Annotated in this window: 18 protein-coding genes and 2 pseudogenes; 14 read left to right on the forward strand and 6 right to left on the reverse strand. The window is 41.9% G+C overall.

What is annotated here, in order from left to right; all coding sequences use genetic code 11:
* The first annotated feature begins 357 nt into the window (after positions 1–357).
* Both FKG96_RS07495 and FKG96_RS07500 read left to right on the forward strand, forming a co-directional pair.
* Complete coding sequence (locus FKG96_RS07495; RefSeq protein ID WP_130856276.1) at positions 358–663, forward strand: hypothetical protein; 306 nt, start codon at positions 358–360, stop codon at positions 661–663.
* Positions 664–912: 249 nt separating this feature from the next.
* Positions 913–2,406 carry a glycoside hydrolase family 130 protein gene (locus tag FKG96_RS07500; protein ID WP_130856277.1) on the forward strand — a complete coding sequence of 498 codons (1,494 nt, stop codon included), beginning with the start codon at positions 913–915 and terminating at the stop codon, positions 2,404–2,406.
* Here the strand turns inward: FKG96_RS07500 and FKG96_RS07505 are convergent.
* Positions 2,403–3,413 (reverse strand): glycosyltransferase family 4 protein, encoded by a 1,011-nt coding sequence (locus FKG96_RS07505; RefSeq protein WP_130856278.1) that lies wholly within the window; start codon positions 3,411–3,413, stop codon positions 2,403–2,405. The two genes, FKG96_RS07500 and FKG96_RS07505, sit on opposite strands and share 4 nt — an antisense overlap.
* On the reverse strand, positions 3,364–5,646 hold the full coding sequence (locus FKG96_RS07510; RefSeq protein WP_130856279.1) for a glycosyltransferase family 4 protein: 2,283 nt from the start codon (positions 5,644–5,646) through the stop codon (positions 3,364–3,366). The genes FKG96_RS07505 and FKG96_RS07510 overlap by 50 nt, the downstream gene beginning before the upstream one ends.
* 301 nt (positions 5,647–5,947) lie before the next feature.
* On the opposite strand from FKG96_RS07510, the gene FKG96_RS07515 reads away from it, so the two are divergent.
* Positions 5,948–6,139 carry a cold-shock protein gene (locus FKG96_RS07515; RefSeq protein ID WP_130856280.1) on the forward strand — a complete coding sequence of 64 codons (192 nt, stop codon included), beginning with the start codon at positions 5,948–5,950 and terminating at the stop codon, positions 6,137–6,139.
* 194 nt (positions 6,140–6,333) lie between these two features.
* On the opposite strand, the gene FKG96_RS26705 is transcribed toward FKG96_RS07515, so the two are convergent.
* Complete coding sequence (locus tag FKG96_RS26705) at positions 6,334–6,492, reverse strand: hypothetical protein (RefSeq protein WP_165446979.1); 159 nt, start codon at positions 6,490–6,492, stop codon at positions 6,334–6,336.
* A 426-nt stretch (positions 6,493–6,918) separates the two neighbouring features.
* On the opposite strand from FKG96_RS26705, the pseudogene FKG96_RS07520 reads away from it, so the two are divergent.
* A pseudogene (locus FKG96_RS07520) lies at positions 6,919–6,989 on the forward strand.
* Between the two features lie 360 nt (positions 6,990–7,349).
* Complete coding sequence (locus FKG96_RS07525; protein WP_130856281.1) at positions 7,350–8,411, forward strand: PAS domain-containing sensor histidine kinase; 1,062 nt, start codon at positions 7,350–7,352, stop codon at positions 8,409–8,411.
* An 87-nt stretch (positions 8,412–8,498) separates the two neighbouring features.
* Here the strand turns inward: FKG96_RS07525 and FKG96_RS07530 are convergent, their stop codons facing one another.
* Entirely contained in the window at positions 8,499–8,684 is a 186-nt protein-coding gene (locus FKG96_RS07530) for a hypothetical protein (protein ID WP_130856282.1), read from the reverse strand.
* A gap of 224 nt (positions 8,685–8,908) precedes the next feature.
* A complete protein-coding gene (locus FKG96_RS07535; RefSeq protein WP_149105288.1) occupies positions 8,909–9,097 on the reverse strand; it encodes a hypothetical protein in 189 nt (62 codons plus the stop codon).
* 441 nt (positions 9,098–9,538) lie between these two features.
* On the opposite strand from FKG96_RS07535, the gene FKG96_RS07540 reads away from it, so the two are divergent.
* A complete protein-coding gene (locus FKG96_RS07540) occupies positions 9,539–10,012 on the forward strand; it encodes a hypothetical protein (protein ID WP_130856283.1) in 474 nt (157 codons plus the stop codon).
* A gap of 111 nt (positions 10,013–10,123) precedes the next feature.
* A pseudogene (locus tag FKG96_RS27185) lies at positions 10,124–10,423 on the forward strand (hypothetical protein); the annotation flags it as partial.
* Between the two features lie 33 nt (positions 10,424–10,456).
* Here FKG96_RS27185 and FKG96_RS07545 read toward each other — a convergent pair.
* Complete coding sequence (locus FKG96_RS07545; RefSeq protein ID WP_149105289.1) at positions 10,457–10,687, reverse strand: hypothetical protein; 231 nt, start codon at positions 10,685–10,687, stop codon at positions 10,457–10,459.
* Positions 10,688–11,154: 467 nt separating this feature from the next.
* On the opposite strand from FKG96_RS07545, the gene FKG96_RS07550 reads away from it, so the two are divergent.
* The 7 genes from FKG96_RS07550 (at position 11,155) to FKG96_RS07580 (ending at position 21,533) form a co-directional block, all read left to right on the forward strand.
* Positions 11,155–11,409, forward strand: coding sequence for a hypothetical protein (locus FKG96_RS07550; RefSeq protein ID WP_130856285.1), 255 nt, complete (start codon positions 11,155–11,157; stop codon positions 11,407–11,409).
* A 179-nt stretch (positions 11,410–11,588) separates the two neighbouring features.
* On the forward strand, positions 11,589–12,236 hold the full coding sequence (locus FKG96_RS07555; protein WP_013665407.1) for a carbonic anhydrase family protein: 648 nt from the start codon (positions 11,589–11,591) through the stop codon (positions 12,234–12,236).
* An 826-nt stretch (positions 12,237–13,062) separates the two neighbouring features.
* Positions 13,063–13,764, forward strand: a complete 702-nt coding sequence (locus FKG96_RS07560) for an ABC transporter ATP-binding protein (RefSeq protein ID WP_130856287.1) — start codon at positions 13,063–13,065, stop codon at positions 13,762–13,764.
* Positions 13,765–13,776: 12 nt separating this feature from the next.
* Positions 13,777–16,269 (forward strand): TonB-dependent siderophore receptor, encoded by a 2,493-nt coding sequence (locus tag FKG96_RS07565; protein WP_130856288.1) that lies wholly within the window; start codon positions 13,777–13,779, stop codon positions 16,267–16,269.
* 14 nt (positions 16,270–16,283) lie between these two features.
* A complete protein-coding gene (locus FKG96_RS07570) occupies positions 16,284–17,732 on the forward strand; it encodes a DUF3526 domain-containing protein (protein WP_130856289.1) in 1,449 nt (482 codons plus the stop codon).
* 2 nt (positions 17,733–17,734) lie between these two features.
* The gene (locus tag FKG96_RS07575; RefSeq protein WP_149105290.1) at positions 17,735–19,090 is read left to right on the forward strand and encodes a DUF3526 domain-containing protein; all 1,356 of its coding nucleotides are present in this window, start codon (positions 17,735–17,737) and stop codon (positions 19,088–19,090) included.
* Positions 19,091–19,094: 4 nt separating this feature from the next.
* A complete protein-coding gene (locus FKG96_RS07580) occupies positions 19,095–21,533 on the forward strand; it encodes an outer membrane beta-barrel family protein (RefSeq protein ID WP_130856291.1) in 2,439 nt (812 codons plus the stop codon).
* Positions 21,534–21,605 lie beyond the last annotated feature (72 nt).

Here is a 21,605-nt window from a genome sequence, read left to right on the forward strand (position 1 = left end):
GTAATACTGCTATTGTACAATTCGCTGTTCGGTTATTACAATCACTTGATTTTGTGGTGTATTGAATTTTGTGTTAAATATGTCAATGATAAGTACAGTCCCCGAAATCCCTGGGCGACTACCGAATCAACAAACTTGTATAATTAATGATGTCTATGAATTAGACATCTGTCCGCCTAAAGTATAGGCATATTTTTAGAATTCAAAAAAAACGCTGCTCGAAATGTAAAGGAAGTTTCAATAACCAGATCAAAACTTTCATCTACTCAATTTTTAAAATTTGTTGCAAACTAAAAGCAAACGTTATAGATGCTCTTTTTATATAAAAAATAACTATATTTACTAAATACATAAATCATGAGTGGTCACACACAAATAAAAGATCCGAACGGTGAGGCGATAATTTTACCCTATACCATCTCGAAGAAAGAAGTTCAATTGGCCGTCTACGGTATTTCCGGAAAAGAATACCGCCTAATTACATATCGAGGAACACAGCAGGTGGATTTTACGATAACTTATTCAAAAGGGCACTGGATACAGCTCGACAAAAACAACCGTGTGATATTAAAAGCCAATCGGATATATGAACTCCTGTTGTCAATTTATACACTCGAAGACGTAGTCAAAAAAAATAAAAATCTTGCGGCTTTGGTCGTATAAACTCCAGCTCTTTATTTATAAGCAGCCACTTCCATTGTTGCCATAAATCCCGTTGTTCTACACGTTCTCATTTTTTTCGACTTCTCCCCACTGATTTTAATCGTGAACTCAGCATAGGTATTCGAGTGAAAACGGCACTTACTTTTAAACAACGTCAACTAAATCAAGTTCTAAAACAACTAACCAGCTATTGATAGGAACCCGATTTGAAGCGAATTCATAACTAAATAACGCCATAAAATAAAGAAAATGCTATTAGAGACAATTAGAAAAGAAAAAATATTTCAACCCGATTCACGTCGGGTCATTGCAAGGTTTCTGTTTGCCGGAGAAGAACGGGCAAAACGTCTGATTTTGGCGATATTAGATCTCAGTCACAAGCAACAAGAAGAACAGTTTGATCAAGTCATCCGCAAATATTCCCGAAGGCATCGTAATATTAGAAAGCGACTAGCGGGCCATTTCCGCCGTCTTATACCCTTGATGGAGCAAATGGAGCTTAATCCCGAAAACTTACGAGAGCACCTGCAATTGCTCATCGGCTCCTATTTTACCATGGAGTATTCCATTGAAGCTGCGGCTTTTTTTAACCCATCTATAGTGGAGCATCCCGACCAGACGCAGCTGAATACAGGACAAAAACGCATTATAATTAGCTTCCGTGCAACCGGCGAGGGGCATATCTCTTCCATTGTTTTTAGAGAGGGGATACTGGATAGGAATCAAAATATCGAAATCTTCGAACCTGGGATGTTGTTAGAAGCTCCTGAACATGTAAAGAACCATGTCTACCATAAAAAATCTTTTTTGAGGAAGCTAAGAGAAATGTGCGACGAAAGCGGACAACATAATGAAGAAGCCTATCAAACCATAAGTAAAGAACTGCAAGATACGTTTACCTATGATGAATTGAAGATTTCATTGCAGAATGCGCAAGCAGTGTTAGAAGTCAAACAGGAAAATACCCTCTTTTTACAAGAAGCGAAATGGCTGGCATCTTCTAATTATGAAATGACATTCTCAACAGACACATCCCTTAGTGAGAGAGTGATCTTTCCGATAGCGGATACAGAGAGAAACGGTATTGAAGATGCTCGCTTCGTGCGTTTTGTGTCGGAAAGTGGTATGGCAACATATTACGCTACATACACTGCCTATGACGGCACTGCTATATTGCCTAAATTACTGAAGACCCACGATTTCCTACATTTTACGGTCATGCCGATTCATGGGTATATAGCCCAAAACAAAGGTATGGCATTGTTTCCTCGGCAGATTAACGGCCGTTATGTTATGTTGTGCAGAATCGATGGGGTGAATAACTATATCGCCTATTCAGACAATATCAATGTTTGGCGCGAAGCAAAACTGATACAGACACCGAAGTATCCCTGGGAATTGGTTCAAATGGGAAATTGCGGTTCACCTTTGGAAACCGAGGCTGGATGGTTGATGATTACACACGGAGTCGGCCCTATGCGTGAGTATGTATTGGGCGTATCCCTCTTGGATCTCGATAATCCAGAGCGGGAAATCGGACGTTTAAGTGAGCCGGTGCTTATGCCGAATGCCAAGGAGCGGGACGGATATGTGCCCAATGTAGTTTATTCCTGTGGTGCCTACATACACGAAGGTGAGCTCGTCATACCTTATGCTATGTCTGATTATACGTCCACCTACGCAACCATCAATGTGAAGGTGCTTTTGGCGGAGATCCTTAAGGAAGAAGTTGCTAGCACTTAACCGTCCAAAATCCGACGGTATACGGTAATATAGTCTTCCGTCATTTTTTCTTTCGTAAATCGGCTTGTAGCCCAATGATAACATCTATCTCTACCAAGATTATGGATACGGTGTATAGCTTGCACCGCCTCTGGTACATCGCTTACCAAAAAGCCTGTTATGCCATCTCGGATCAGTTCGGGCATTGCGCCCTTATTCATCGCAATTACAGGAGTACCACATGCCATAGCCTCCGCAACGCTCAATCCAAAGGGTTCCTCAAACTCGATCAAATGAAGCAATGCTGATGCACCACGCAGTAAATTATTTCTGTCGGCTGGACCGACGTTACCCAAGTACTGAATCTGATCATTGTCAATATGCGGTAGAACCTGTTCGGTAAAGTAAAGCTGATCTTGGATCAATCCCGCCAAGAGCAGCCTTTTCCCAGCAAGCTTGGCTGCCCTAATAGCCAAATGGGCCCCTTTTTCAGGGTGTATACGGCCAAAATAAAGCAGATAGTCTCCTCCGATGGCCGAAAATTGCAACTGAGAGGTGTCGATGCCATTATAGACAGTTGCTATATAATCCAACTCGGAAGACCGATCCGAATTGCTAATAGCAACATAAAAACTATGCTTGTTGTATTTTTTGTAAACAGGAATAATTTTCGGAGATGAAAAACCATGGATGGTAGTCACCATAGGGGTATTTATCAGTTTTGCGTAAGTAAGCGGCAGAAAATCAAAATGATTATGAATGATATCGAAGTCCGCTGCGTTTTCCATAAGTTCACTAATATGCAAGCATTCTTCTACCTTCGGATCCAATGTAGAGTCCTCCGCATAACCGGTAGGACTACTATATCGAAGCTGCGCGTTCGTCAAGGAATCTGCTGTCGCAAATAAGGTCACGTCTATACCCTGTTTAAGCAGTCCTTCCGTTAAATTCGAAGCAACTTGTTCCCATGGGCCATACTTACGTGGAGGGGTGCGCCAGGCGATTGGGGCTAATATTGCGACTTTCATCTTCTATAAATTTGCCGTAAGGTTTTTCAAATGTATGTTGGACAGCAAGGTACGAAATGATATACGCAAGCGTACTTTCCGCTCCCTGATTGCGGTTTACACCGTCCGGTTGCAGGCCATCGCAGCACCCGTGTGTCTCGAAGTCGTACAGGCTGACACGAAGATCGTTCTCTCCCAAAAACCACATGAAAGACGTATGGAGTGAACCGAGATAGCTGAGTTTTCCACTATGGTTATAAGCCTGCAGGTATAGAAGTACCATGGCCATGGCATCGACAGGTTGTTGTGCAAATGGTGAGGGTGTCTCTGTTTGCCGATACCAATTCTGATTGCCGATAAGGCTCAAATGGCCTTTCTGTAAGGTGTGCAGCTCTAGAAAAGCCATACTTTCAAAAGCAGTTTCTTCATAGGTTTTATTTGTTAATACTTCGGCGGCATATAACATCGCCAAAGGAAGCAATGCATTATCGTAAGCTAAAAGTGATTCGTACCAATGCCATCCGTCTTTACGGTGAATTTGGTACTCGTGATGAAGACGAGCCGCTAGTTTCCTTATCAATTCAATCATGCCCTCGTCTGAAGGATTATCTTGTAAATAATAGTACAGACCTATAATGGTGTTGGCAATACTACGTATCGACCGGAGCCTTTCGAATTGTGGCATCGCTCTGAAGAAAAGTTGACGTGCCATCTGGTAATAGGCATCCATAGGTGAATAGGCCATTGCATAGCCTAGGGCCCAAACAGCGCGACCGAAAGCGTCTTCGGAGCTTGTTTCATCCAGGAAGCTACGATTAAACCCCATAAAATTCCGGAAGGTGCCATTTGCGTTCTGTGCATAATTAATATAGCCTAGGTAGATTGCGATGTATTTAATTGTCCTTTCACTTTTTGTCCGCCGGTATGCCATTAGCATCATCAGTAGCGCACGGGCATTGTCATCCAGGCAATATCCCTCGTGATAATTTGGAATACCGTACGTAGCATGCTGAAATATTCCTGTACTATCGGTCAATCTGTCAATATGGTCGAAACGCAACGGCGGGAGTACATTGAGATCCAAAGCCGGATCTTCCTTGATAATCAATTTCGGTGTGATTTCATTCAGGTGTTCGGCCAGTGCATAATACCTACCTCCGGTTTTGGGCCAAGTGATGGTTTTTCCATATTCTCTCGCGCAGGAACGCATTGTCTCTAACTTATTGGGATGAGCAAGTAAATCTAGCAAAATAGCAGCTAATTGCTTGTCATCATTGAAGTTGAACAATTTGCCGCGCCCGCCATCCAGCAATTCAGCGGCATGCCAATAAGGTGTGGATACTACGGCCGATCCGACGCCAACGGCATACGATAGGGTACCGCTTGTGATCTGTGCCTCATGAAGATAGGGGGTCAAATAAATATCCAAGGCACTGAGATATTTGAATAAGTCATCTTGAGAGGCATATTGATTCAGAAATATAACATGATCTTCCAGATTAAGTTTTTTAACAAGCCTATGTAAAAACAAACGATATTCTTCACCGGCATGTCTCACAACGTTGGGATGCGTTTTGCCGAGTACGATATAAACGGTATCCGGGTATGCTTGCACCACTTTAGGTAACGCGCAGATAGCTGTTTCAATGCCCTTGTTGCGCCCGATGAAGCCAAAGGTTAATAGTACGTGTTTTCCTGTAAGCCGTAATTCCTGTCGGACCACCGTTCTATCATATCGGATGTCAGGTACCCCATGCGGTATCATTTCGATTTTTTCCACGGGTACGTCATACAACTCGATGAGCATCTCTACGGCCTTGTTTGCCATTACAACCACTTTTTCCGCTGCCCTTACTATTTCTTTCAAGATCATGGACTCATTGTAAGATGGCTTTTTCAAAACCGTATGAAAAGTCACTATTGCCGGTATTGCTATATGATGCAGTAGGGTTAGGACAAATACACCGTTTTGCCCACCAAAAATGCCGTATTCATGCTGCACCACACAAATATCAATGCCGTTATTGTTTATATAATCGGCAGCTTTGAGGTAGCTATGATGATCATCTTGTTCAATGATAAACTTTACCTCCGGAGGATAAGCGTAAGTATTGTCGGGATCATTGATGGCGATTACAATGTTTTCGGATGCTTGGGAAGATGCTAAATCCTGAATGCTTTCAAACAAGTTCTGCGAGAAAGAGCCAATGCCACACTGCCGAGGTGCATAGGTGCCTATGAATGCGATTTTCATTTTCTTTTTGTTTATCTGTGTGCGTGCCCTTTATCTATAATACATAAAGAAAAGAAAATCTATATTTGTTTGCTTCGGATCGATGCGAATAACGAGGTAGATAGTCCGAAGGATATCGAAGTGATTAAATATACTCATTTTTAATGAGATATACCGTGTTTTTCCAGGCAAAATGAATTTGGTTCTTCGCCAAGCAGTTGCCGATTTTTTATATGTTTAATATACTTTGTTTCGTATAAAGTTATATAACAATAAATTATATGTATCTTTATACCAGTTATTTATTTTTAATTTGTTTTAAATGCAAGAAGGCGTAGTAAAATTTTTTAACGAAACCAAAGGTTTCGGTTTCATCACCCCTACAGACGGTGGACGTGAAATTTTTGTTCATTCATCGGGTCTTAAAGATCGCATACGGGAGAATGATGATGTATCTTTTGATGTAGAACAAGGCCAGAAAGGTCTTAATGCAGTAAATGTTAAATTGATCTAATTAATTTTCGCATATATTGTGAAAGCCGTCTCGAATTTTTCGGGACGGCTTTTTTATATGTTGTTGAATGTTGCTCTATGTGATCTTTTTACCTCTGTCCTTTCAGTATTGTCAACTTATCTATTCATGCCCTCGCTTAATTGCATTTCTCTTTCTTTATACCGAAAAGAACAATACCTTTATTCTTATTTAGCCTACAAAGGCGCTTCTAAAATTGAGGAATTATCACCTTCAGCAAGTCTATTCGCTGAATAAGGTCGGTCGTCCGCTACCATTTCGCTAGCGGATTTGCCGACCAAATCTGCCAGCTTGAAACCAAGCACTGTGCTAGCAACCGCTGTTATTCGATCCATTCACAAAGCTGTAAAAAACAAAACCCCTGTTTCAAAGGGGTTTTGCTATTACTAAAACAACTTGTAAAACTATAACTTTTAATGTATACAACTACTTTAACAACAGGGCAATCATGTTAATGTTTGTAAATCTTCAATAAATGTTTGGTAAAGTGCTTTCTTCAAACTGTTTTTTTCAAGCTCGATAAGTCTTTGGTACTTCTTGATCAGTAAGGATAATTGATGTTTATTCATTTGGATGTGTTTGGATGCCACGAAGCTAATGCCTTAAGATGAAAAATGCATAACCTTTCTGTAAATTTTTTAGATACATTCTAAATAATATTCAATACCCTTTGGAATAAGCAACGCTATTTGTGCAAATTCCGGGCAGGAATTGGGTAGTGCAAACTAACCGAACATTCTTAGATTTGTTTCCACAAAACAGGTCGGATGGCTGAGTGGTTAGGCAGAGCTCCGCAAGAGATCTCACAGTGGTTCGAATCCACTTCCGACCTCAGTAGCACATAGATGTAGTTTTTATTTGTAAAAGTAGCATCTCGACACAAACTTTTTCTCTTGATCAACGTTTGATATCATTGGTTAGAATTGCCAGTTGTTCTTAAGCATAACAATACGACGAACGTTGAAATTGTTAAAACTACATATTGATCTGTAGACTAATAGTGCATGTTGCCCTACCTTTTGGAATCACCTTAATAAATAACGAAGATAGGACAACTTTGTGAACAATCGCTTTTTGGGCTTGACGTGCAATGCATTAAAGCTTGATTTATAATCTGTTAAACAATAAACTCGTATCAAAAAACGTTACAATATATTTGTAGCACCCGCGAACAGATTTATTTATTTCTCTTATGACTATATTGCCGCCCATCACCTCATTAACTGAAAGTTCTAAGTTGCTCTTCTTCTCGTATGATTGCAAAACAAACAGGTTTACTTATGTTAATCCTGCTTTCGAATCTTTTTTTGGACGATCGAGCGACAACTTAGATCTTGCTTTTCTGTTTGAAAAAGTTCATTACGAAGATAGGCAATATGTAAAAGAGAAATTGCTCGATTGCTTAAACGGTCAGGTAGTTCACAGTCTGGAATGTCGAATTGTTTTGCATAAAAAAAAATATTGGTTCCGAATTGAACCGCATTTAGTACGTGATGACGACAATCAACTGCTGGTAGGACACGCAGAAGACATCAGCCTTTATAAAGAACATGATGAAAACCTAAATAGACACAACGATAAAAAAAATGCTATTTTGGGTATCATGTCGCATGATCTCGCCGGTCCCATTGGACTTATAACAAACATCACGGTGCTTTTGAATCGGGAAGTAGATCCCGATAATGTTAAAGTCAAAAAATTTCTATCCATAATTGACAGGGCAAGTAGGGAATGCTTACATCTGATACGCGATTTTTTGGATACGGAATTTTTGGAGACCGCGGAAATCAGATTACTGAAAAGGAGAGCAGACGTGGTGCAGTTAGTTCAGCGTATGATAGAGGAGTATGCCGGAATGCAAGTGGAGTTGAATCGGTCAATATCCTTTGAGTGCAATAGGAAAACCATTTACGCAGACATTGATGAAGCGAAGCTGCCACAGGTAATAAATAATCTCATTTCCAATGCGCTTAAATTTACGAGGGCGGACGACCGCATTACAATCTCACTTGATGAAAGCGATACAACTATTTACATAACGGTTGCCGATACCGGAATTGGCATCCCGAAAGAATATCATGCGACTTTATTTGATAAATTCAGCCCCGCAAGGCGTAGAGGCCTTGGTGGTGAGAGCTCCACAGGCTTGGGCATGCATATCATTAAAACGATTATCGAATGGCATGGAGGTACTATAACCTTCAAAAGTGAAGAAGGCCAAGGCACTACTTTTTATATACAACTACCGAAATAGATGCTAGTAATGCGCTGCAGAAGAGATCTTGGCATGGTTTGAATCTACAAATTACTTAACCTATACACTACTTTCAGTTTGGCTATTCTAATTTTTCCGTACTTTCTTTTCTCTTAAGACTTCACTTTTTCCAGTGGTGTCTTCATCAGAGTCCGGGTCAAATTGTGGTTCGTCCTTATCGATCTGTTTTGCTTTTTCTTTCTCAAACTTTTCCTTCTGCCGCGGAGTAGCTGCCGGTTCGGTAGCTACTTCTTTCTTTTTATCCGATTTCATATGCCTATTAAGAATATAAAAATAAATGTTCGTTGGATTATTCCTTGCTTCAAACGACAGTAACGGATTATTGGTCCCAAAGCTCCTCATCAGGGGCTTTATTCCTTACGCTTTAAAGTGGGCGAAGGTATTTATTTACTAAAAACAAGGTAGAAGAGAATTTCTATTGTATTAAACAAAAAATAAGGTTCTTTTTGTTCAGCAAGGCTAAAAAACTTCTCCTGCTACCTGAAGAAAAAATAGGCTATTGCCAGCGCAATTACGGCAACAATAATCGACCAGTGGATCGTAAAGCCAACTTTTTTGTCATCCTTTTCGTCAAGAGCCACTTTCGGTAATCCCGGATTATCTTCATGCTTGGCATAATTTGTTTCCATTGTCGTTTTTGAACTATTCGTTTTATCCTGTTCCATCTGTTATATGTCTGATACCTATAAATAACGATTTAAACTTCTTAGTGTTTGCGGAGGCTAAAAAAGCAAAGCCCCGCCATAAGGGCTCTGCTCTTACTATGAACAACTTGTAAACTAAAACTTTTATGTAAACAACTATTGCAACAACAACGCAATCTCAATAAGGTTTTAGGATTTGCTGCTAAATCTCATATTCACAATAGTGTTTGCGGATCCTCTATAGCTGTGGTAAAGTACTATTTCCAAACTGTCTCTTTCAAGTTTCAAACGTCTTTTATATTTTTTAATAAGTATGAATAATTGGTGTTTATTCATTTAGATATGTTTAGATGCGCTAAGTTGATACGTAGAGATTAAAGATCCATTTGCGATCGGTAGTCAAACTATAACAAGGTGTTCTTGTTAATGTTATATAGTCAGTTGAAAATAATATCACATATTATGGAAAAACATCATCCCATAGTTGCAGGTACCGTCGGAACAACGTTGATGACACTATTTAGCTATATGGTAGCGGCGTCTAAGGGCGAGAAATTTGAGGAACCGGCTCTTTTGGCCGAAATGGTCGAAAAATTAACAAAAGAAAAAGAACTCGCTCGTATAAGTGGCTGGACAATGCATTTCGCCATGGGCTGCAGTATGGCCTTCGTTTTCCAGCAAATATGGAAACAGACAAAAACCAATCCCGGTATAAAGCAAGGTTTAATTGCCGGTGTACTTAGTGGTTTGTCGGGAATATTAATTTGGAAAGTGGTGTTCAAGTTTCATCCAAATCCGCCTCCGATTCCGTTTAACCGGTATTATGGACATCTGCTATTGGCTCATGTAGTTTTCAGTATGGGCGTGGCATTAACCAGTAGAAATTATAAAAACGAAAAGATACAACAATCTATCGGAAATGAGGAATCTAAATAATTAACTGTTGAGGTTGATCTCGTATCGAAGGGAGCCGAATATCAGTTCATTTTCGGATAAGTCGATTTGTTTGCCAAACTATACCAAATTTAATTCGAAGGGAACTAATTCATGCTAGAGGATAATAAAATCTGTCAGTTGCTATCAATCAGCAGAATATACCACGAGCCAAAGGTTATGGCATATCCGAGAGGACGCGAAATACTCGAGCGGTTCCCTGATGCAGAGCGGATTCAAGTGGCCTCCCACCAAGCTATACCAGAGCTTTTTGGTTTCGAAGGAGCGGTAGAAGACTGGTTATGGAATAAAAAGAATGTGCTGATACTCGGCACCAAAAAAGCACTGCAGGCGCGTCCCAATGCCCGAAGTTCAAACTGGGTAGCACCATCGCATTCCAATGGTTGTTCTTACTGCTATGTGCCCCGGCAGAAAGGGTATACGGCCTTACGGTTTACTTGCATCCTTTTCGGCAACACTGTCGGTTTGCATCGGATACATTTTTTCACTGAGCGTGGAGTCCTGCTCCTTTGGTGCGTCTATGGTATCGGCATCAAACTGTTCCTGGACATCGTCGGGCGATTGACTATCGCATCCACATGCGTAAATCATTACCGTTGAAGAGATAATCAGCAATCCACCAATCAGTTTTTTTTTAAAATTTTTGTGATTCATCATTGTTTTTCGGCTTAACTTGGCTACAAGTACATGTTAAGTTTGCCTTCTATTAAATCGTCAAGCGTTTTTCTAGTATCTCGTTCCTTCAATTCCCATGTTAGAAATCAAAATCATTTATAGCCATTATCAACAAGAAAACCCCAAAAGCGATTGAAATGTTTGAGACCGGCGGCTATTAGTTACCTATAACGCGATAGGCAATAAACAGGAGCATGTAACAAATGTGTGATGGGTATGTTTTGGCACTTCTATTGCTTCAATATACGCAATACTTTAACACCCTATGAAAAACGTAAAGGCTCTTGATCAAGGATCGGGAGCTTTTTCCTTTTTTTCTGCCAACAAATTATGACTTAGGGCATCATGATAAACGATAAATTATCCTCTACAAACATGATGGCTTGTGAATTTGTTAGAAAGTCTGTATTGCTTGCGTTATCACTGCAAGTTATAGATATAAATTAAATATGATTGTAACGCTTACTCCAGACATCGTGCAACAGCTTCACGCAAAAGGCATAACCTTTCTTTATGCTCCGCTCCAATTTAGTCTTGACGATCCAATTTGGGTACCTATGGTTGTCGAATTTTTTGACTGTGATTGGATAGATCCGCAAGCAGATGCTGTATTGTTGCTAAAAGCAGCGCTAGAGATACCCTTCGAGCAGTTTCTAAATCACCGCGTAATGCTGCCCAATAATTGGGATATGCATGTAGTTTAACAACTGTGGAATCAGTCAGACCAATCGGTCGGCTTCGATCTCATTTAACAGCCTATGCCCTTGCTAATAATGCTATAACCATATACGAATTATTTATTGTGAAAAGACGGCAGTGAATTGCTTTCAACTTTTTAACGTTTTTCATAGATTGCACAACATAAAACATCTAAAACATCAAAATGAGAACGCTAACAAAAGAAGATCAACAGGCAATAACACCTCAAAAGGCCTTAAACCTATTGGAAGAGGGCAACAAACGGTTTGTTAATAATTTAAAAATCAATCGAAACCTTTTGCAACAAGCAAATGAGACCTCAGACGGCCAACATCCCTTCGCTGTAATTCTAAGTTGTATCGATAGTCGCACATCCGCCGAATTGATTTTCGACCAAGGCTTGGGCGATGTTTTCAGTATCCGGGTTGCCGGTAATATTGTTAACGAAGACGTTTTAGGAAGCATGGAATTTGGTTGCAAAGTGGCGGGTGCAAAAATAATTGTCGTGTTAGGCCATACCAAATGCGGTGCAATTAAAGGCGCATGCGATCATGTGGAAATGGGAAACCTAACCGCTTTACTCTCGAAAATTAGACCCGCTGTTGATGAAGAATTGACCATAAAGGAGAACCGTAGTTCCAAAAACAGCGAATTTGTTGAAAGGGTCTCTGCTATAAATGTTAACCGTTCGGTCAAATCGATAATAGAACGCAGTCCAATTCTCAAAGAAATGATAGAAAGTGGCGAAATCGGAATAGTCGGCGGCATTCACGATATCACAACAGGCGTAGTTACCTTTTACCCGGACACCTCAATCTTCGGTAAAAATTGATCACGGTCCGGTTTTACCAACCAGAGGAGATGATATGGTAGCCGGCCATTTGATCATTAACACCTATAAGAAAAGTAAAGGCTCTCGATCCCTGATCGAGAGCTTTTTCATTTAAGTTTCGGCTGTAGAAAAGAGGCAACGGATCAGATTAGCCTTATAGGATAGCTGTTTATTTTGTCGCGATACACGAAATAGTTTTTTTGGTAAACCCACTTTTGACGACGGTGAAAAAGACATTAAAAATAAAAAAAAGCATTATATAGATATGCTTTGAATAAAATTGCAACTATATTGCATTTTATGGAAAATGGTTTATCTTTGACTTGTGTTTGCCTCAAGAAATATGATCTGTCGGAGAATAATTGCCTATGCGTTACTCATGCTTATGCTGGTAATCCATATGGTAAAAGCCCTACATGAACATCCTGTTCCTGTCTCGAGCAAGCACAAATATTGCGGTGAGACAGAACAGATCGTTGCCCAGCATAGCGCTCATTGTAAGATCTGTGATTTCCATCTGATAGGAGACAGTGATGTGTCTGTACTGTCTTTCCGTTTCCTTATACCCCAAATTGCTGAGGTGTACGATACGCCTAACGCAAGCTTTTGCTACGCTAAATATTTAATCGTCGTCAGTCTTCGCGGTCCCCCCATATCCTGCTAACGCATTGCATTATTCCATAGTTATATAAGCGGATCATCTGATAGTCACTACTCTCTAGCATTAACCGGATTCCGGCAGCTGAGCGTTCAGGCTGGTTGAAGTGATGAAAATCTTTTCAGATTCCGTTAAACATTATTTCAATCATTCCAAATTTCTTTAAGCGTGAGCGTACTCAAAGCAGAACAGCTTAGCAAGGCGTATAACGACACCTTTGCTTTGCGCAATCTCAATCTATCCGTAGAAAAAGGCGAAATCTTTTGTCTACTCGGACAAAACGGTGCCGGTAAAACAACCACCATCAATCTAATCTTAGGGTTTTTAGCCCCCACCAGTGGCCGTGCCCTTATCAATGGCATTGAAGTTAGACAAAATGACGTTGCCACAAAAAAACATGTGGCCTACATCCCTGAAGTCGTGCAATTGTACGGCAATCTTTCAGGCGTCGAAAACCTTGATTTTTTTAGCCGTATTGCGGGCTATCGCTATCCTACAGAAGCACTCCATGAGTTCTTGGATAAAGCTGGTCTGCAACGGGAGGCAAGTGCTCGGCGATTATCGACCTATTCGAAGGGTATGCGCCAGAAAGTTGGCATTGCTATCGCATTGGCCAAAAAAGCGGATCTGATTTTAATGGACGAACCTACCTCAGGGCTCGACCCAAAAGCAACGGACGAATTTACTACCATATGCAAAGGACTTATTGGCGAAGGTAAAGCAATTTTTATGGCAACGCATGATATCTTCAATGCAGTTAACATGGCAACACGCATCGGCATCATGAAACAAGGCGAACTGGTACATACCATTACCAACAGTGGGATCACGGCGAATGAATTACAAACCTTATACCTCGAAACAATTTAGCGTTAAGGCAGTATGAGATATCTATTGATAATAGCGATTTTGCTATTGGCCTCTCGCGGCCTAGCGCAATCCAGCATCGATGGTTTAGTGACGGATGAAACCGGTCGGTCGATTGCCGGTGCTTCCGTTTCTTTGAAAGGGAAAAATATGGACCGAACAGGTCGTACCGATGAGAACGGACACTTTACGCTTACGGCATTGCAGGAAGGTGCTTATGAGATTAATGCAAGCCATATTGGTTATGGAAACTTCCATGAGGCGGTGGTGTTGGGAAAGAAACCCATTGCTGTAAAAATCGTCCTCATATCCAAATCGAGTGAGCTGCAGCTGGTGGAAGTCAGTGGCCGGGTGGCCAGAAAATATACCAGTAACTATTCTTTCGGTGCCACGCGGACCTCTACCCTGACAAAAGAGATTCCGCAGTCTATATCCGCCATAACGAAGGAGCTTATTGCCGACAGGCAGGCATTCCAATTGGCAGACGCGGTTAAAATGGCCAGCGGCGTTACGCCTTCCAGCTATTACAACCAATATGCTATTCGCGGTATCAGTCAGAACGAGGAGGGACAGATCATTAATGGGATGCGCACAAGGCAATATTATTTCCTACAACCTTTAACTAGCAATATCGAGCGTGTAGAGGTCATCAAAGGCCCTGCAAGTGCCACCTTTTCCAGTGTGGACCCCGGTGGTAGTATCAACCTGGTAACCAAGAAACCATTGGCAATAGAGAGACGAGAGGCGAATATCAGTGCAGGTAGTTTTAGTACCATTAGAGGGAGCTTAGATTTTACGGGGCCATTAAATAGTAATAAAACCCTGCTGTACCGGATAAATGCCGCATATCAGGAGGCCGGTAGCTTTCGCGATCTGGTAGATAACAAGTCCTTTCTTGTCTCACCTTCTTTCTCCTATATCCCCAATGATAAAACGGCCGTTAATGTAGAGGTGATACTTAGCGACCTCACCGGGGATCTGGATAGAGGGCAACCTATTTTTGGTGCCGTTGCCGGGCAGACGAACCTGAACAGCACGCCTATTAACCGCAACCTTGCCGCCCCTGGCGATTTCTTTAAATCAAAGGACCTGATCGTGATGGGCAACTTTTCCCACAAATTTACGGATGCGATCAGTTTGAACGCTTCGTATATGAAGCAGAACTGGCATGAGGACCTACAGGAACATCGCACCACCGGCGCATTTGCTCCCGACACGGTGGGCAACCCCGTTAATTCGCTGGCGGCGATGCAGTTTGTGCAGCGCAAACAATCTTGGAGTACCGATAACTTTCAGGGCTATTTTAACTTCGATCTGAAGACAGGAAGAATACAACATAAATTACTGATGGGTTATGATCTGAGCCGTTGGCAGAAACTGAAAGGTGGTGGACAGGACGCAGCCCGGGGCTTTCTGTTGAGAGATGGAGGCGTAACGAACACCTTTTCGCCCACTAATCTTGCCGATTATCAGGTGATAACGATTGGAAATGTAACCATGCCACGACCGAATGTAGATTATTTCGATCTGAACAACCCGATCTATACCATGAAAAGACCAGAGGATTATAATTTGAATATAAGAACCGCATTACCGGCAGCGCTTACCACCACGCATGCCGTTTATATACAAGATCAATTACGGTGGAATCGTTTTATCGTACTTTTAGGTCTTCGTCAGGAATGGTTTAGGGATATTACGAATTATAAGTCCTCAAATGAATCTTCTTTTACCAATAAAGCTTTCCTACCGAGGGTAGGGATTACCTATGTGTTGAATAAACAGGTTAATATTTATGGAACCTATCTAGAGGGATTTCAACCGCAATCAAATACCGTAACCTTGATGCCCAGTACTGGTGGCTTTTTTGGCTCTCCCGAATCTGCTGCTAGGTTTAAGCCGCTGACCAGCAATCTTAAAGAACTAGGGACAAAAACCACCTGGTGGGAGGGGAAGTTGAGCGTGAATGCCGCTGTTTATGAGATCAACCAACAAAATATTTTAATGAATGCAGGACTTCCGGCTTATCCCGATTCTTTGGTTACCAGAGGTGCAGACAGGAGTAGGGGATTTGAAATCGAGGTTGCGGGTTTTATCCGGTCCAATTGGCAGGTAAACCTGTCTTATAGTTACATCGATGCAAAAATTTTAGAAGATGCCAATGCAAGTATAAAAGGTAGCCGTAAGGAGAATACACCCGTTAATAGTGGCAACCTTTGGACTCGCTATGATTTCCAGCAAGATGGCGTTCTAAAAGATCTAGGTATCGGACTGGGGCTGCAATATAGTGGCGATAAAATTCCCTGGTTTACCCGCGAGTTTAAGGTGCCCGCCTATACATTGCTTGATATTGCCCTTTACTACAAACCGGGCAAAGGCAGTATGCAAATTGCGTTTAACATGAATAATGTGACCAACAAAAGGTACTGGATCGGTGCGCAGAATTACCTTCGTTTATTCCCCGGGGCACCGAGAAATATCATGCTGACAACTAGTTATCAATTTTAAAACGGAAGATTTTTATGAGGATTGATGTATTGAAATTATTCGCTAGGCAAACTTACTTAGATGTCTTCAAAAGCAAGGCAATCATGGTATTGCTTGGCATTATTGTTATTTTATTAGTTTATGCCGCTTTGAGTGGTGCAGTCATTTACCAACAACAAACGGAAAGCCGACAGCTGTACCAAAAGCAGGTGCGGGAGAATTGGGAAAATATGCCCGATAAACATCCGCACCGTATGGCACATTATGGTTATCTAGTCTTTCGATCTAAGCATCCATTGAGCTTCTTCGATTTCGGGATGGAAAGTTTCACCGGTAATGCTATTTTTCTGGAGGCCCATCGACAGAATACCGTTAACTTCTCTGAAGCGGGTTTCAGCACCGGTATGTTGCGGTTTGGCGAGATCAGCATGTCTATGATTTTGCAGTTGTTACTGCCATTGGTGATTTTTTTCATCGGATTTAATACAGTTGCCACCGATAGAGAAAACGGAACATTAAAAATACTATTGAGCCAGGGTGTTTCATGGAAGGAGATATTGATCGGAAAAGCGGCTGGTCTACTCGGTATCAGTCTTTCCATTTTGATGCTGGCCATAGTTATATTGATCATGGGGTGTCTTATTCTTTCGCCCGCCGGGTTAATGACTGATGCGATAAGTCGCGCAGCTTGGCTTTCCCTTTTTTATGTATTGTATTTTGCAGTCATAAGTGTGATTGCGGTATTAGTTTCTGCCATTAGCAAAACAGCAAAGGTCGCGTTGATTTCCTTGATAGCAATCTGGTTGGTGTGCGCCGTGATTTTTCCGCGGACAAGCCAGGCCCTAGGTAATTTACTTTACCCATCACCTTCCATCACTGAATTTCAATCCGCCATTGAAAAGGACCTGATAAAAACGGGCGATAGCCACAACCCGGACGATCCCTATTATAAGGCACTGAAAGATTCCATATTAAAAGTATATAAAGTAAATTCCGTTGAGGAGCTTCCCTTCAACTATAGCGGTTTCCAGATGAAGGAAGGCGAGCGGATCAGTGCGGAGTTGTATAACATACATCTGGAACGTCTATTACAGACTTACCAGCGGCAAAACAGGTTGGCCAGGCTTTCCACCTTCTTCAATCCGATCGCGTCGATCCGTAACATTTCGATGGCCTTATGCGGAACCGATTTCAATACATACATAGGGTTTCAACAGCAGACCGAGGCTTATCGTTATCAACTGGCACAACACATGAACGAACTGCAGATAAAATTGATCAGCAACAAAAAATTGGGCGATCATGATAAACCCTACAGCATAAGTCGAAGCCACTGGAAATCATTTCCGGATTTCAAGTATAAGTTTACCGCCCTGCAAGTGCTAATGAAAGGCGAGGCCTACTCGCTAGTGGCCCTTTTGAGCTGGATTGTGCTATTGGGTCTTCTAATAATGACTCTTTCAAAAAGACTAAAAGCGATATAGTTATGTTCCTTTTGATATTAAAACGTTTCCTGCGATCAAAGATCGCCATCATAGGTTTATCTGTAGTACTTGCGGCGGGGGTACTGAGCCTTTTTATCGGTAAGCAGCATATGGATAAACAAAAGAAGAGCTTGCTCCATACCGAACATTTCCAACAGGAGCATATTAAGCGGAATGTTCAGTTCCATCAAAGCGAAATCGGCTTGTTGTTATACTATATCCGATTCAGTCTGGTCAATGAGTCGCATCCTTTAAATGGTCTTTCCATAGGGCAGCGGGATTTGAACAGCTCCATTCAAAGCCTAACAATACGAAATCTGGAAGGCCAGAAATATGATACAGACCTGTTCAATCCATCAAACCTATTAGCAGGAAACCTGGATTTCAGCTTCGTGCTGATCTACTTATTTCCCCTGCTAATTATCGGCTTCAGTTATAATTTGCTTTCCGAAGAAAAAGAGGGCGGAACTTGGCAGCTGCTAGCCGCACAAAGCACAAACCCACTGAGAATATTGGTATGGAATCTAATCATCAGAGCATCGGTGGTTATTGTAACACTGTTGACTCTGTTACTATTAGCGATTCTTATATTGTCACTACCCCTTGACAAGTACCTGTTGGCAGCCGTCATGATCTCATGCCTGTACCTGCTTTTCTGGTTCGCCGTTTGTTTTCTGGCGATTTCTTTTCAAAAGGATTCAAGTACAAATGCAGCGATGCTTATCAGCGCCTGGATGTTACTGACCATCATTTTCCCCACAGTAGTTAATAACTATATAACCAGTAGATATCCCGTACCGGAGGCACTGGCAACCGTTGTTGACCAGCGGGAAGGGTACCATGAGAAATGGGATATGGACAAAAAGCTCACCATGGATAAATTTTATGCACATTATCCGCAATTTCGTAAGTACGGCTTTCCGGAAAAACAATCGAGTTGGCTCTGGTATTACGCTATGCAGCAGCTAGGTGATGATGATGCAAAAGAGCACACAGCGCAAATGCGGAATAAGCTTTGGCAACGCGACCAGGCGAGCGAATTGATCGCTATTTTTCTGCCCACCTTACACACCCAACATCAGCTGAATACAATAGCAAGATCAGGGTTGAGCAATCACCTGCGGTTTCAGGACAGCATGGCATCATTCCACGAGAAGATGCGCCTGTATTTTTACCCGAGGATTTTTGAAAATGCGGCCGTCAATGATCAGAATTGGGACACGTTCGGAGTCGAGCATTACGAAGAGGAAGTCCGGATTGATTGGATTACCGTTTTGTTACCCTCTATTGTGGTTATCTTGATTTTCGTGTTTTGGGCAGGAATAAATTATCGTAAGAAATCTGTGGTTGCTCTGTAAAATAATGCGATCAGCTAAGGAGAAACAAAATATGCAAGCTTTGGGTGTCTGGTTCTTATGTTTGACATTATTTCTCATGAGCCCATCGGTTGGACATGGCCGGGCACCTGATGGGCGAATTGAAGTAGTTGTAAAGGATGAGGACAATATTGCTTTACGGGGAGCGACAGTCAAGCTGTTTAAGGAGCAAACCGATAAATTGATATCACAAGTCTCTGCAGATGAGAACGGCTTTGTTCAATTTACAGTAGATACAGGCAGGTATCGAATCTGTGTTGTTTCTGTTGGCTATCAGGAACAATGCTTAGATACCTCGGTAAGTAAAAATGGACGGGAGCTTGTAGCGCTTTCATTTTCACTGAAAAGTTCGGTGAAGGTGCTAGATGATGTGGTGATAGTAGCACAGCGACCTACTATACAGGCGGAGGGCAACAAACTGATACTAAGCACCGAAAACACATTATCTGCAGGGAACTCGGCCATGGAGTTGCTAAAAACCATGCCGGGCGTGAGTGCTGGACAAGATGACGAAATTTTGTTCCGCGGTGCACCCGGTGTGCAGGTAACAATTAATGGTAAAATGACCTATTTGTCGGGAAAGGAGCTGACCGAAATGCTGAATGGGTTGCATGCCGCAGACATTGCAAAGATCGAGCTACTGTCTTCCCCATCGGCAAATTTCGATGCTGCCGGAACGGGAGGAGTCATTAATATTGTTACTAAAAGGCGGCAAGAAAAAGGTTATGCAGTAGAATTGCGCTCTACGGTATCCAAAGGTCGATATTGGATGGTAAACGATAACATAACAGGAAGTTTCAAACATGACAAGTTACAAGTTGATGCATCATTCGATTATAATACACCACACAAAAACACCATAAGTACCAGCTCGCACATCATATCCTATGGCAGCAACGATATGCTCCTTGAACGCGCAAATGAGGTGTCGTTCAAGATCAAGTTCTATACGTACAAGATTGGTGCGACGTGGCAATTGGCACCCCGTCATCAGCTATCGGCCAATTATCATGGGTATACGGACGACTTCACGGCACCGAAAACATCTTCGATTACCATGCGTGATCGATCGGGCACGACCGTGGAGTCGATATATTCCACCGTCAATATTATCGAGCCCTATTACTTCGATGCCTTTAATGCCGGCTATCAGTTCGATATTGATACTTTGGGCAAGAAGATTACTGCTGATGTACAGCTAATTTCTTATCGTAACTTTTCCAACAGCGAGATGGAAACCCGTCGCTATCGCAAAACGGGCAACCCCGATGGAGATCTGGATATACTCCGGTCTAATCAACCCGGTTTTATCCGTGTTTCGGCCTATAAGGTGGATGCCCTGTTACCTTATTCCGGAGTCGATCTGAAGGCTGGACTAAAGTATGCGGTAGCAAGCAATGATAATAATGCCCGTTTTGATTCTTTGCTGAACGGACAGTATGTTGAGGCACTGTCGCTTTCCAATAATTTTAACTATCGGGAAACGATTTCGGCAGCCTATGTGTCTGCATCTAAAATATGGAAAAAAACAACCTTCAATGCGGGCCTACGCCTGGAACATACCGATGCAAAAAGCTGGTCGGTATTGTCGTCCGGAAGCAATCAATGGAACTATACCCGTTTGTTTCCATCGCTGTCTATCAATACGGAAATCAATAATGATAACCAGATCGATTTTTCGCTAAGTCGGCGGATTGAACGGCCTCCATATGCCGCACTGAATCCGGTACGTTGGTATAACGACCCCTATTATATGTTTGCCGGCAATGCCAATCTACAACCCGAAACGAGTTGGCTATATGCTGTAACTTATACGTTGAAACGAAAGTATTTCTTTCTATTCAATTATAGCGCTAGGAGCAATTATCTTTCCCGAAACATGATCAAAGACACTCAATCGGAGGCATTGATAAGCCAACGGGCTAATTTCGACCATTTCAGGCGTTTGGATCTAAATGTTGCAACTACGCTGTTGCCTAGCAGCTGGTGGCAGATGCAATGGAGTGGGGGAATCAACTTTACCACCTATCCGGTAGATCAACATCTTCAGGCGGATAATTTATCACAATGGGCAGGTAATCTGCAATGTATTAATCAACTTAAGCTTCCAGGGGATGTCAACATGGAATTGGCCGCTTACTGGTATTCCCGGGAATTATTTGGGATTTTTCAGAAGAGCAGTTACTTCTATGTAAATGCAGGTTTAGCTAAGTCATTTTTCGATAAACGGCTGGGGGTTAGAATTACCTTAAATGATGTTTTCTTTACGAATAATTTTAGCGCACACTCCCTCGCAGCAATTACCGACTATCGATATTTCGATAAGCCGGACACCAGAAGGGCAATGTTTTCACTCACCTATAGTTTGGGTGGTAAGCTACAGTCGGCAAAAGAGCGCAGAACGGAAGAGCAGGACCGGCTCTGATGTCAAAAATTGCTAGTGCGAAACAATATGGGCTCAAATTTTTTTTCGTAATCTGTAAGGTTTCCCCTATAA

The organism is Olivibacter sp. LS-1 (assembly GCF_008245145.1).
Taxonomy (GTDB): Bacteria; Bacteroidota; Bacteroidia; order Sphingobacteriales; family Sphingobacteriaceae; genus Olivibacter; species Olivibacter oleidegradans.